Here is a 13414-nt window from a genome sequence, read left to right as displayed (position 1 = left end):
AAGAACTCCAGTTTTTAACGATAGGGATATAGCCGGAGGTTAATCGATGGCAGAACTTTCGGTAGAGGAAAGTTCTGCGCTCAATTACCCGATGTTTATTCGGCGCGAGCGGTTGCGTAGAGACTGAACGACCGGCTGGCACGGCTTGAAAAGCCTCGACACTGAGGGTCTTGGGTTTCGGTGGTGCTCCAGCGCTGCTCCAGTTGACCTGTGGCAGGGCTGACGCGCCAGTGCACCTGGCGGTGCGCAGGCTTTACGTCGGAAACGGGGGTAGAGAAGGGGGCGCGCCCAGCAAAAGCGGGCTCGCGGGACAGCTTGACGCGCATGCTGGAGCTGAAGGCACGAACGCCGGGTAGAACAAAAGTTTTAAAGGTCATCACACACCTCGCGACCGGACTGATGCCGGGGAGGCCGTTACGTTGGAGCGTCAAGCTCTAGCGCAATTGACCCCGCCGTGCAGGCGAGTCCTGTCAATGTCTTGGTTTATTGCCCGGAGCGCCGCATTCACGGTGACCGGACAGCGTCTAGATACTGTGTCCATTGGCTTCTTTTGTGAGGTTTAAAAAAGACCGAAGTATTCGGCCTGCGCAATCTACTCATAGAGCCTATGTATGTCAAGGTTAAACAGTCACAAGTAACAGTGGTACAGGCGGCGTTCAGAGAGCGCGAAGTGCGAATGAAGTTATTAAAACTGTCGGAGGGTTAAATATGACAATAATAAGACAGGGTGACTCTGGAGTGGGTCACCCTGCGGTGCAGTTTAATCCTGCACATTGCAACAGGCCTCTAGAGCATCGGCTTGCCACCCGTTACACCGATGCGCGAACCCGAGATAAAGCTGGACTCATCCGAAGCCAGCATCACGTAGACAGGCGCCACTTCCACCGGCTGCCCCGGACGTCCCAAAGGGGTCTGGCCACCAAAGTCCCTGACTTCGTCATCGGGCATGGTCGAAACGATCAAGGGTGTCCAGATGGGCCCAGGCGCAACGCAGTTCACTCGAATGCCTTTGGGCCCGAGCATTTGTGCCAGGCCGCCAGTGAAGTTGGCGATTGCACCTTTGGTGGTGGCATAGGCCAGAAGGGTAGGCTTGGGCATGTCCGAGTTGATCGAGCTGGTATTGATAATCGAACTGCCCCGCTGAAGGTGCGGCAAGGCGGCCTTGCAGATGCGGAAAATCGCGGTGATGTTCAGGTCGAAAGTTTTTACCCATTCTTCATCGCTGATGTCTTCAAGCTCGAAGTGAGTCATTTGAAAGGCGGCGTTATTGACCAGCACATCAATCCGGCCAAATTGCCCGACTGTTTCAGCAACAATATTTTCGCAGTGCTGCTTTTGGGTCAGGTCCCCCGGCAAGAGCAGGCATCGGCTCCCGGCCGCTTCTACCCAGCGCGCTGTTTCCTGGGCGTCTTCATGCTCATCCAGATATGAAATAGCCACATCGGCACCTTCGCGGGCAAAGGCAATGGCGACCGCACGACCGATACCGCTATCGGCTCCGGTGATCAGTGCCACTTTGTTGGTGAGACGGCCGGAACCGGTATAGCTCTGCTCGCCGCAATCGGGATAAGGCTCCATTTTGCGCTGTGAACCGGGTACCGATTGCGCTTGGGGAGCGAATGGGGGCGTTGGGTAGTGCTTCATGGCGTGGCTCCTGATTAACGTCAGTGGATGCCTAAGCTGTGAAGCCCCGGTGCGGCAAAAAGTTTAAAAAAATTTGAGGTAATGACGCCTGGTGCTGTTTCTCGGCTTCATTGCGCAAACGCTATAACTGCACGGACAATCTATAGGTTTGGGTTATATTACGAGCTGTTTCAGCCCCGTATCGAGATTGGTTTTGTCCACTATTGACCCCGCAGCAACGCAGCTATCAGCCATAGAGCTCACTCAGGTTCAAGCGCCAGTCGCGCTTTATCTTGAGCGTCTTGCGCCATCGAGCCGTCAGACCATGCGTTATGTATTGCAAGACGCGGCAGATCGACTTGGGGTTGAGGATGTCGCCATCGATGAGTTCCCGTGGCATCAACTGCAACCGGGGCATATCACGGCTCTGGTGGCAGCATTGCGCGCAGACGGCTATGCACCCAACACGTCCTCGCTGTACGTCAATGCCATTCGCGGAGTGATGAACCAGGCCTGGCAGCAAAGCCTGATTACCCAGGATCATTTGCTGAAGATACGTGCAGTAAAGGCGGGCGGCGGTTCACGCCTGACCAAGGGGCGTAATTTGCGCCGTACCCTGATTCGCGAGTTGATGGATGTGTGTGCGGCAGACCCGAGGCCACAGGGCCTCAGGGATGCGGCGATCATTGCGATTTTGTATGGCTCGGGGATGCGCAAGTCCGAGTCGGTGAACATGGACTTGTGGCAGGTCAATGTTCAAGAGCGCAGCTTGCGGGTATTGGGTAAGGGCAACAAGGAACTGATCAAGTTCGCCCCGGCCTGGGCCTTTGAAAAGCTGGAAGAGTGGCTGGCGTTTAGACGGGCCAACCTGCCGGACGGTGCCGATGACGACGACTTCCTGTTCAACCGGATTCGGCGCGGCAACCACATCACCCGCGAACGGATCACCAAGCATGCGATTTACTACATCGCCAAGCAGCGGGGCAAGCAGGTCGGGGTCGACATCATGCCCCATGACTTTCGCCGTTCATTCATTACCCGTGTGATCGAAGAGTACGACGTTTCCATTGCGCAAAAACTCGCCCACCACGCCAACATTGCAACCACCGTCAGCTATGACGTACGCGACGACAATGAGCGGCGCAATGTGACCGACCGCTTTATGTTGTAACGCGCATTGTTGCGGTCTGCAGCACTGAAAAAAGAATGAACCCTCGCGGCATCGCCTCACCTAAAGCTTTACAACCTGGGAGGTGATGCATGCAAATTGAGCAAATCTGGGTCGTACTGGCCATTATCCTGCTGCTGTTTGAGTTCTGGACCATCAGCCGCGTGCTTAAAAGCGCAGCCCCTGCAAGCAGCCGGCTGATGTGGATCGCGATCATTATCTTCGTGCCCTTGTTTGGCATGCTGGCGTGGCTGGTTGCCGGGTCCAAAAAGCACAGAAGGGACCCGTCTTCGGTCTCGAGGTGAGTCGCAGGATCTTTATGAACGTATGCAACCTGTAGGAGCGAGCTTGCTCGCGAGCTATTTGTATTTAAAAGCTCGCGAGCAAGCTCGCTCCTACAGGGGCTTTGTGCCCCGAAGATATGGGCCAGGCACGGACGTGTGGACTCAGGTATTGGTCTTCAACTTGGTCCACAGGCGCGTGCTGAGTCGCGCAATTTTGGCCGGCAGGTCCTCGACCGTGAACAGCGTATCTACCACTTCTTTTGACGGATAGATGGCCGGGTCCTGCTTCACGTCAGGCGTCAGGTAATCGCGCGCTGCAAGGTTGGGGTTGGCGTAGTGGATGCTGTTGCTGATGTGGGCGATCACCTGAGGCGTCAGCAGGTAATTCATGTAGGTGTAAGCGTTCTTTTCATGGGGTGCGCTTTTGGGCATGACCACCATGTCCAGCCACAGCGTTGAGCCTTCCTTGGGGATCGAATAAGCGATGTTGATCCCGTTCCCGGCTTCTTTGGCGCTGGCCGCGGCCTGCACCACATCACCGTTAAAACCAATCACTGCACAGATATTGCCGTTGGCCAGATCGCTGATGTACTTCGATGCGTGAAAGTACTGAACATAAGGTCGGATTTTCAGCAGGGCCTGCTCGGCTTTCTTGTAATCCTCAGGTTCATGGCTGTGGTGTGGCAGGCCCAAATAGTTAAGGGTGATCGGTAGTACCTGGGTCGGATTGTCGATGATCGCGACACCGCACTGGCTCAGTTTCTTGATGTTGTTTTCATCAAAAAACAGGCTCCATGACTGAGTGACATCGGTGGTGCCGAAGATCTGCTTGATCTTGTCCACGTTGTAGCCGATGCCTGCGGTACCCCACATGTAGGGGAAGCCGTACTGATTGCCGGGATCGTTCACCTCAAGCTTTTTCATCAGCACCGGGTCGAGGTTTTTCCAGTTGGGCAACTGGCTGCGATCGAGCTTTTGGATGGCCCCTGCCTTGATCAGACGCGACAGGAAATGGTTCGACGGACTGACCACGTCATAACCGGTGTTGCCGGTCATCAACTTGGACTCCAGCACTTCATTGCTGTCATGGATATCGTAAGTCGGCTTGATCCCCGTTTCTTTGGTGAAGGTGACCAGGGTGTCATCGGCGATATAGCCGTTCCAGTTGGAGATGTTGACACTCTCTTCTGCATGACTGGTAGCCGAAAACGCCGTTAGCAGGACCGCCAGGGAAACCGTGTTGATGTGCATGTTCAATCACCTTTTCGAGGAGCTTTTGTTTTTTTTGCCGCAGTGGGTTCAGATTTCGGTTTTGGCCCTGACCGCTTCTATGCGCATACGAAGTACCGCGCCGATGTCAAAGAACGGGCGCGGTGGCAGCCAGCCCGGTCGGGCCCGGTCCATCACTGACTGCAACAGGGGAGAGTTGGCGCCGCAAGCCATCTCGGCCAGCAAACGGCCCCACAGGGTGCCGCGTGCCACTCCGGAACCATTGCACCCGGCCACGGCATACACGCCGTCCTGGACTTTGGCAAAGTAAGGCTGGCCGCTGCGTGTAGCGCTCAAGTGGCCGGTCCATGTGTAGTGGATATCGTGCTCGGTCAGCCCCGGGAAGCGGCGTTGCAAACCCAGGGCATGGTGTTTGCGTCGCTGCAGCAGATCGCTGTCCGACAAATCTTGGGTGCGGTATTCGGCGGTGTTGCGGATCATCACCCGGCGATCCGGGGTCAGCCTTACGGTCGCGCCAAGCGGGCGGGTAGACAGGACGCCCCAGGGCTCGACACTGCCGATGGCGGCATATTCCTGGTCAGTCAGCGGGCGTGTCAGGCTCGCGCTGAGTTCCATGGGGAAGGTCGCGCTGTTGTCGATCCCGGCGCGAGGAATGAAGGCATTCAGGCACACCAGAACCTGTTTCGCTTCGATGCTGCCCTGCGTGCCATTGGCACGAATGCCGCCACCTTTCACTTGCTCCAGACCGGTGATCTCCGTGTTCTCATAGACCGTGACATTGGCGGGCAGTGCATCCAGCAGGCCTTTGACATACTTCGCCGGCTGCAGCAGGGCGTTGCCATTGCCGCACCAGATGGCCGCGCGGTAGTGCCGGGTACCGAGCGTGCGGGCGAGTTGTTCGCCTTCCAGAAACTGCGCCGAGGCGCCCACCGCAGTCAGGGTTTTGAGCTTGGCTTCGACATGGTTCAGTTTGGCTGGATCATTGACCGCGAAGTAGTAACCCGAGTCGCGGTATTCGCACTCAATGCCATGTCGGCTAATGCGCTTGCGCACTTCTTCACCGGCGGCGCGACCAATTGCCGAGTCGACTTCAAATCCCGCGAAGCCGCTATGCCCGATCAGTTCGTCATCTCCAGGGTTTTCATGAGTCACCGCGTAGCCGGAATTGCGTGCAGACGCGCCCTGGGCGGCGCGCTGGCGGTCAACAATGACAATCCTTGCCTCAGGGTGCATTTCAGCCAGTGAGTGTGCGGCACTGAGCCCGGTAATTCCGGCGCCAATAATCAGCCAGTCAGCCTTTTCCGAGGCCTTGAGGTGATCGCGGCCCGGGGAAGTTCCAGCCAGGGCAATCCAGCCACATTGATTTTTCACGCTTCACCTCATTTGACGGTTGCGGCGCCCCGGGTCAATGCATGCGCTAATAGCATGGTTGTTAGCAACGGGCGCCCTCTATAGCTGGAATTTATGACGAACACGGTGATATAACCAACGTTATAAATTCATTGATCGATTCTGAAAACGCATGGATACAATTAGCCACGTACCTTCTTTACAGGGCCTGCAGGCGTTGGTTGCGGTCGCTGATTCGGGCAGTTTCACGCTCGCGGCGCAGGCACTGTGTCTGACCCAAAGTGCAGTCAGTCGAAAGATCCAGCAGCTGGAAGGGCACTTCGGTGTACCGCTGTTTGCCAGAAACAGCCGCAACGTACACTTGACCGCCGAAGGAGAGCAGGTGCTGGGCAGCGCGCGCACTATCCTTGAGCAATTGCGTGCGCTGCAAGACCGGCTCTCACCTCAAAAGCGTCCGTTCCGCATCCGAATGCACGTCTCGCTCGCTGTGCGCTGGTTGTTGCCCAAGCTCAGTGATTTCTACTTGCAACACCCGGACATTGCCCTGTCGATCGAAACCGTTGCCACCGAGATAGTGGAGCCGGCCAGCGACAGCGATGCCTATATCCTTTATCTGCCAGAGCCCTCCAGCGACCCAGCCTGCCTGGTCCTGTTCGATGAAGCGTTGGTACCGGTTTGTGCCCCGGGAGTGGGGCCGTTGACGTCAGTGGAAGACCTTGGCCGTTTTACATTGCTGCACCGTTCCGCCGACAAACAGGCATGGATCTACTGGTTATCAGCCAATGGCGGCAAGCCTCTGGAGACCTATCGTCACATCCCGTTCAACCTTGATGAGCTGGCACTTGATGCTGCGGCCCGCGGGCTGGGGGTTGCAGTGACGGACATGACCCTGGCCGAAGAATCGATCCAGCGCGGGGTGCTGGTCATCCCGTTTGGCGAGGCGTTGAAAACCGGAGGTAATTACTCGTTGTGCCCGCAACCACTGGCTGCGGCGCACCCGGCATGTTCGCGGGTCATGCAATGGTTTGCAGAGCAGGCGCAACGGGCTATGGCGTCAGGTGCTTGAGCATGATGACGGTGCGTTCGGCACCGTGGAATTCGTCGCGTACTTTTTGAAAACCGAGGCGGGCGTAAAAACTCTCGGCGGTGATCGAAGAGGGCACCCTTAATTCTTTAAGGCCATGAGTGGCGGCCACGGACTCGATCCTGGCCATGAGCAGCTTGCCGATTCCCTTGCCCTGCTGCTCGGGGGCGATGAACACACTGCGAATCACCTGCTGGTCCAGGCTTGCAGTGCCGACCACAACCTGATCATGGATGGCCACATAGACTTGACGCTGGCTCATTAACGCCAAAATCTGCGGCGCAGCAAAGTTTTGCGCCACCTGCGCGATGACCTCGGGCGGGTAGTCCAGGGCATTTGACTCGCGAAGTGCCGCGATAATCACCTTGCTGATGGCAGCGGCATCTTCGGCGCGGGCAGCTCGTACCAGGACGTTCATAAGTGGTGTATCCGTTGTGAACCCATTGAAGAACTACTCTAGACCTTGCTGGCGAAGTCGGTCGTACCTGATTAATCAGTCAAATTTAGTAATAAGTCTGTTAGTCAGAAACACTGATTGCGCTGTAGGATTGCGTCCCCAATTTGCCAAAGGTTTATATGAACACCCTTATGGAGCCTCCCAGTTGCTGCGTTCTGTCAGCGACCCGTTTTTTTTCAGCCTCTGTTGCTGAGTGCTTGTCCCATCTCTCCAGTGTTTCCAGCCTGACCGGCACAGCCCGTGTCTTGCGTCTGTCTGCCTGCCCGATAATCCCTGTGGCCCCTGTCTGCCAGGTGATTGACGTGCGCGCAGCTTTCCCGTTATCCCCGCCCCTTCAAGAGCGCGAGTAAGCATTATGGAATGGATTGCTGATCCTACGGCCTGGCTAGGCCTGCTGACCTTGATTGTGCTGGAGTTGGTGCTGGGCATCGACAACCTGGTGTTCATTGCCATATTGGCGGACAAACTGCCGCCCGAGCAGCGCGACCGTGCCCGGGTTATCGGTCTGACCCTGGCGCTATTAATGCGAATGGGCCTGCTGGCAAGCATCTCGTGGATGGTGACGCTGACCGAGCCTCTGTTCGAGGTGTTTGAAAAATCCTTTTCGGGCCGCGACCTGATCATGCTGTTTGGTGGTCTGTTCCTGCTGTTCAAGGCCACCATGGAACTGCACGAACGGCTTGAGGGGCATGTGGCAGAACGCGCATCCAACGCTGTCTATGCCATGTTCTGGCCAATCGTTGCGCAAATTGTGGTGCTGGACGCGGTGTTCTCGCTGGATGCGGTGATCACTGCAGTGGGCATGGTCGAGCATCTGTCCGTGATGATGATCGCGGTGGTGATCTCCATTGGCCTGATGATCATTGCCAGCAAGCCGCTGACCCGTTTCGTCAACAGTCACCCCACCGTGATCATGCTGTGCCTGGGCTTTTTGATGATGATCGGTTTCAGCCTTACCGCTGAAGGCCTTGGCTTCCACATTCCCAAAGGCTACCTGTACGCCGCTATCGGTTTCTCGATTTTGATCGAGGTGTTCAACCAGATTGCCCGTGCACGACGCAAACGCAGCCTGCAAGGTCTGCGTCCGATGCGTGAGCGGACCGCCCATGCCGTGATGCGGTTGTTGGGTGGGCGCACGTTGAGTGCTGATGAAGTCGGCGAGGAAATCGCTGACATGCTTGAAGGCGGTGCCAGTGAAGAGGTGTTCCATCGTCGCGAACGCATCATGATCAGTGGCGTTCTGCAACTGGCCGAGCGGCCGATTCGTACAGTCATGACCCCGCGCACCGAGATTGACTACATCGATCTCACGGACTCAGCCGAGAGCATTCGCACGAAGCTGATGCACTCGTCGTACTCCCGAATGCCGGTGATCAGGGCAGGGCGTATTGATGAACCGTTGGGCTTTGTGCACAAGAAAGAGCTGTTGAAAGAGTTGCTGGCCGGGCATCAGCCTGACCTTGAGGCCATGGCCCGCAATACCATCAACTTGCTGGACAGTTTTTCGATCCTCAATGCACTGGAACAGATGCGCAAAGAGTCCACCCACATCGCTTTTGTGATCAACGAGTTCGGTGACTTCATGGGGCTTCTGACCATGACCGATATTCTGGAGTCGATTGCGGGTGAGTTACCGGACGCCAGCGAAATCGAAGGCCCGAACATTGTGGCCCGGGAGGACGGTTATCTGGTCAGCGGTGCCTTGAATCTGAGTCAGATAGCTTTGCACACCGGTTTCCCTGCCCGGGCTACGGATGACTATCAGACACTGGCCGGAATGGTCATGAGCCTGCTGGATCGTCTGCCGGTGATTGGCGACAGCCTGACGTGGGAAGGGTGGAACCTGACAGTAGTAGAAGTTGAAGATCGACGGGTGAAAAGAGTGCTGCTTAGCAAGGCTTAATCTGTAGGAGCGAGCTTGTCTCGCGAGCACCTCGCTGCTGCGAAAGGCTCGCGAGCAAGCTCGCTCCTACAGGGCTTTTTTACTCTTTGTCAGGCAGCGCGTAGGCGATCACGTAGTCACCGCGGTCGGCTGACTGGCGAGCACCGCTGGCGGTGATCACGACATACTGCTTGCCGGTTTTCGGCGAAACGAAAGTCATCGGGCCGCCCTGGCTGCCGACTGGCAAGCGAGCTTTCCAGGCTTCTTCACCATTGGCCGAATTGAACGCACGCAGGTAATAGTCCTGAGTGCCGGCGATGAAAATCAGACCGCCTTGGGTGGACAGCGTACCGCCCAGGGTCGGCATGCCAATTGGCAGTGGCAGGTGCATCTTGACACCCAGCGGACCGGTGTCCTGAACCGTACCGACCGGTACTTGCCAGGCAATTTTCTGGGTCTTCATGTCGATGGCAGTCAGGGTGCCGAAAGGCGGAGCCTGGCACGGGATACCGGCTATGGACAGGAAGCGGTTCTTGTTCACGGCATACGGAGTGCCTTTGAGCGGTACTGCGCCCATGCCGGTGTTCAGTGCTTCACCGCCGGCGTTGGCTACCGCTTCTTTTGGCTGGGGCACCATCTGGATCCACAGCCCCAGGCGCATGTCGTTGACGAAGATAAAGCCGTGCACCGGGTCAGTCGACAGACCTCCCCAGTTCATGCCGCCCAGTGATCCCGGGAAGCTCAGCGACACATCGGTGCCGGGTGCGGTAAACAGGCCGTCGTAGCGCATTTTCTTGAACGAGATACGGCACAGCATCTGATCGAACGGGGTTGCGCCCCACATGTCCGACTCAGTCAGTTTTTGCGCGCCAATTTGTGGCATGCCCACCGATTTTGGCTGGGTCAGCGAATAAGGTTCGTTCGGAATGTTGGAAGCCTTGACCGGCACTTCTTCAACTTTGGTCAGCGGCTGGCCAGTATGACGGTCCAGGACAAAAATCTGCCCGGCCTTGGTGCCGATCACCAGCGCCGGGACCATGCTGCCGTCAGGCTTGGCAAAGTCGATCAGGCTTGGCTGCATTGGCAGGTCAAAATCCCACAGGTCGTTGTGAACGGTCTGGTAGACCCACTTTTCATCGCCAGTAGTAGCGTTCAGAGCCAGCACCGAAGCGCCGTACTTGTGATTCAGTGCCGTGCGCTCCACACCATAGATATCGGTGGACGAGCTGCCCATTGGCAAGAAGATGGTGTTCATCAGCGGGTCATAAGACATGGGCGCCCAGCTGTTGGGCGTGCTGCGAACGTAAGTCTGACCGTTTGCCGGAGCTTGTTTGTCTTGCGGGTTGCCGGGGTCGAACGCCCAGCGCATGGCGCCGGTTACCACGTCAAAACCACGGATCACACCGCCAGGCATGTCGGTCTGCACGTTATCGGCTACCCGGCCGCCAACCACGACTGTGGTGCCCGCCATCAATGGCGCCGACGACAGCTGATAAAAGGAGTCGGGCACATTGCCCAGGCCGGCTTTGAGATCAACCTGGCCATTGGTGCCGAAGTCCTGACAGAGCTTGCCGGTGTCCGCATCCACAGCAATCAGGCGCGCATCGATGGTGTTGGTCAGCAGGCGACGCTGGCAGGCAGCGCCGGGGGCAACGGTCACGGGCATGGCAGGGGTGCTGCCATCAGTAGGCAGGGCAACCGGGGCGGTGGCATCAAAGTAAGCCAGGCCACGGCAACGCTGCCAGACAGCCGACTTGGCATTGATGTTGTTCTTCCACAGCTCTTTGCCGGTGTCGGCATCCAGAGCGATGAGGTTGTTGTGCGGGGTGCAGATAAACACCTTGTCGCCCACTTGCAGCGGGGTCATCTGGTCTTCTGCGCCATTGCCGTCGCTGATCGCAACGTCGCCAGTGTGGTAAGTCCAGGCAGGCACCAGCTTGGAAACGTTGCTGCGGTTGATCTGATCCAGTGCGGCAAAGCGGCTGCCACCTTCGTCATTCCCGTAGTGTGCCCAGTCTTTCTGCGCGTTGGCCGGGTCGACCTTGGTCAGGCCGGGCCCGTCACCGGTTGGGGATACTGAGGCATGTGGCAGGAACATCCCCCAGAAACCGCCAGCGATGGCCACTGCCAGTACCGCGCCCAGTGCATAACCACCGTTACCGCCAAGGCCGTTGGCTTTGCGCAGTGAAGGATAAGCCAGCGCCACCACCAGGCTCAGCACGGCCAGGGCAAACAGTCGCGAAACCAGCGGCCAGAACACCCATCCTGCATCCAGCAGAGCCCAGACGATTGACGCAACCATCACGGCGGCGAACAGCCATGCACCCCAAAGGCGTTGTTTGAACATTAATACCGACGCGGCAATCATTCCGAGACCGGCCAGCAGGAAGTACAGGCTGCCGCCAAGGGTAGCGAGATAGCCGCCGCCAGCTACAAAAAGCAATCCGAAAACCAGCACGCCAAGTGCTGCGACCCAAACGGGCCAGCGGCTTGCGGGAGCCGAAGGTTGAGAGTTAATCATGGTGCATGACCCTACTGATGCATGAACGTGTGTGGGGGAGGGCAAACAGCCTATATAGGTATAGCTGTTTGCGTTACAGAGTGGCGGGGAAGCCTTTGCAGCGCCAAGTGCCTCAAGGACCCGGGCGAGACAACCGGCAGAAGCCATAAAAATCTATGTACTAAACGGTTAGTTCTGCAACTTTAACAAAAAACTACGCCCTGCGACAAATTGTCAGTTTGCTAATGGTCGAGATACAGGCTGTGCTAGGGCTGGCAGGCGCGCTAAAGGGCTATTGAGTTGGGGGACACGGGCGAAGGCGTTTGATCCGGATACATGGCTGCTTAGCGTGGCGCAGTGTTCTTCGGTCAGTCTCTGATGTGCGCAAAGGTTAGATGTGACTGTTTGCGAAGCGGGGGGTTGAATGACTGAGAGGGCTCATGAAGGGGATTATTATAACTATACTAAATAGTTCTTTAGTTTAGTTATAATAAAATAGCATATAAATACAGGCGAGGGCGTTCCTCAGGGGTGTACATGTCACTCACAGCCGCTATAGCGCAGTGTGTCGCTATAGCTCTGGAGATCCCGGCCAGCATAGATCAGCACCCTTCAAAATCATGGCTTTGGCTGCGTCCAGGGGTGCCCAGTTCCTGATCTTTCCCGAGTGGTCGCTACCAGCTATGGCTGGAAGCACCCGTACATCTGGCCATGAGTCCCGACGATCCACGGCTGACATGTTTGCAAGAATCAGCCATAGCACCGGGATGACAACCATCGCGGGTGCGCTACTGAGGCTGGCTGCTAGCGCGGGTTTAATGATGGGTGCATTAGCTTTCCATGCTGATGGTTATCAGTGTTGGAATTGACGGTGAACGTTTAACTATTGAGTCCCGGAAAATAGCTTTGACTATCTGTGCTGACGAAATGCAATCCAGCCATAGAATTTCAGTGACGGCATATTCAGCACATCAGATGATGGTGTTGCTTGCGAACCATGGTGGCAAATCGGGTGGATGAAATGCGCTGGATGCAACGCGAGGCGGACTGATTGTTGCCGCTGATGGCCAAGGTCAGTGCCTGGTGATTGCACAACTAAATGCATACGAGCACTGGATTGGAAAATCCATCAATGCGGCTATTGAAATCTGACCTCCACTGACCCTGACGCCCCAACACGAAGATTCGCATAATGTATATTATGTTAAATCAGGTGCTATGTTAGATATGTTCATCAGCACCCCAAGGCACTGATTCGATAAACCCGCTTCTGACGTCCAATTTCTCAACGGGCCATGTCCTTCGTGTTCATGGAGAGTCCTTGAATGAGGTGGCTGCCGATGAAGCTGATTCAGTGCCGTTTCTCTTCAGGTCAGCGTGTGCCGCTGCTCGTGCAAGCTGGTTACCGTCCAGACCGCACTCGTTACGCTGTCGATCCGCGCGTTGTCGAACGTCCTAGATCGGCTGTTTCTGACCATTGAACTGGCTCATTCGGGGTTGTTGCCTACACTTTCCGCGCATGACTTTTGCCACACCTTCGCCGACCAGTTTTTGGCTTATCTGGTCGAGAAGCGTGGGGATGACCTCAAGCGGGCCACGGACGAGTTCCGACGATCCTGCGCTAGTCTGACACTTCCATGATGCCACGCCGTTATGCAAGTCGTTATCTAGCGGTGTCGGCCAAACTCCACAATGCCCAGCGTACCTCGGCAACCTGGAGCCGACTTGACAGTTAAGGAGGTTCGCTGTGACCCAATCAGCCAATCAAGATCACGCCGCTTCACCCTCCTCCACTTTTTCCTCCTTGATCCCTATTTCCGGCTATGAGAGTTGGTG

Annotated in this window: 10 protein-coding genes and 1 pseudogene; 5 read left to right on the top strand and 6 right to left on the bottom strand. The window is 56.5% G+C overall.

The window, feature by feature from the left end:
• Positions 1 to 95: 95 nt before the first annotated feature.
• Positions 96 to 377 carry a hypothetical protein gene (locus AOC04_RS23785; RefSeq protein WP_060692572.1) on the bottom strand — a complete coding sequence of 94 codons (282 nt, stop codon included), beginning with the start codon at positions 375 to 377 and terminating at the stop codon, positions 96 to 98.
• A 409-nt stretch (positions 378 to 786) separates the two neighbouring features.
• The gene (locus tag AOC04_RS09010; RefSeq protein WP_060692570.1) at positions 787 to 1644 is read right to left on the bottom strand and encodes an SDR family oxidoreductase; all 858 of its coding nucleotides are present in this window, start codon (positions 1642 to 1644) and stop codon (positions 787 to 789) included.
• A 202-nt stretch (positions 1645 to 1846) separates the two neighbouring features.
• On the opposite strand from AOC04_RS09010, the gene AOC04_RS09005 reads away from it, so the two are divergent.
• Both AOC04_RS09005 and AOC04_RS09000 read left to right on the top strand, forming a co-directional pair.
• Positions 1847 to 2794: a site-specific integrase gene (locus AOC04_RS09005; protein WP_237178939.1), complete on the top strand. Its 948-nt coding sequence runs from the start codon at positions 1847 to 1849 to the stop codon at positions 2792 to 2794.
• Positions 2795 to 2883: 89 nt separating this feature from the next.
• The gene (locus AOC04_RS09000) at positions 2884 to 3096 is read left to right on the top strand and encodes a PLD nuclease N-terminal domain-containing protein (RefSeq protein WP_060692566.1); all 213 of its coding nucleotides are present in this window, start codon (positions 2884 to 2886) and stop codon (positions 3094 to 3096) included.
• Positions 3097 to 3237: 141 nt separating this feature from the next.
• Here the strand turns inward: AOC04_RS09000 and AOC04_RS08995 are convergent, their stop codons facing one another.
• Both AOC04_RS08995 and AOC04_RS08990 read right to left on the bottom strand, forming a co-directional pair.
• Positions 3238 to 4326, bottom strand: a complete 1089-nt coding sequence (locus AOC04_RS08995; protein ID WP_060692564.1) for a polyamine ABC transporter substrate-binding protein — start codon at positions 4324 to 4326, stop codon at positions 3238 to 3240.
• A 48-nt stretch (positions 4327 to 4374) separates the two neighbouring features.
• A complete protein-coding gene (locus AOC04_RS08990; RefSeq protein ID WP_060692561.1) occupies positions 4375 to 5676 on the bottom strand; it encodes an NAD(P)/FAD-dependent oxidoreductase in 1302 nt (433 codons plus the stop codon).
• Between the two features lie 151 nt (positions 5677 to 5827).
• Here AOC04_RS08990 and AOC04_RS08985 point away from each other — a divergent pair, with 151 nt between their 5' ends.
• Positions 5828 to 6721: a LysR substrate-binding domain-containing protein gene (locus AOC04_RS08985; RefSeq protein ID WP_060692559.1), complete on the top strand. Its 894-nt coding sequence runs from the start codon at positions 5828 to 5830 to the stop codon at positions 6719 to 6721.
• Here the strand turns inward: AOC04_RS08985 and AOC04_RS08980 are convergent.
• Entirely contained in the window at positions 6702 to 7157 is a 456-nt protein-coding gene (locus AOC04_RS08980; RefSeq protein ID WP_060692557.1) for a GNAT family N-acetyltransferase, read from the bottom strand. The two genes, AOC04_RS08985 and AOC04_RS08980, sit on opposite strands and share 20 nt — an antisense overlap.
• Positions 7158 to 7551: 394 nt before the next feature.
• Here AOC04_RS08980 and AOC04_RS08975 point away from each other — a divergent pair, with 394 nt between their 5' ends.
• A complete protein-coding gene (locus AOC04_RS08975; RefSeq protein ID WP_060692555.1) occupies positions 7552 to 9099 on the top strand; it encodes a TerC family protein in 1548 nt (515 codons plus the stop codon).
• 79 nt (positions 9100 to 9178) lie between these two features.
• On the opposite strand, the gene AOC04_RS08970 is transcribed toward AOC04_RS08975, so the two are convergent.
• A complete protein-coding gene (locus AOC04_RS08970; protein WP_060692553.1) occupies positions 9179 to 11599 on the bottom strand; it encodes a glucose/quinate/shikimate family membrane-bound PQQ-dependent dehydrogenase in 2421 nt (806 codons plus the stop codon).
• Positions 11600 to 13006: 1407 nt separating this feature from the next.
• Between AOC04_RS08970 and AOC04_RS24455 the strand changes: the two are divergent.
• A pseudogene (locus tag AOC04_RS24455) lies at positions 13007 to 13314 on the top strand (site-specific integrase); the annotation flags it as partial.
• Positions 13315 to 13414: the final 100 nt, after the last annotated feature.

It is taken from the genome of Pseudomonas versuta (assembly GCF_001294575.1).
Lineage (GTDB): Bacteria > Pseudomonadota > Gammaproteobacteria > Pseudomonadales > Pseudomonadaceae > Aquipseudomonas > Aquipseudomonas versuta.
This window is presented reverse-complemented; position numbering and strand designations above follow the sequence as displayed.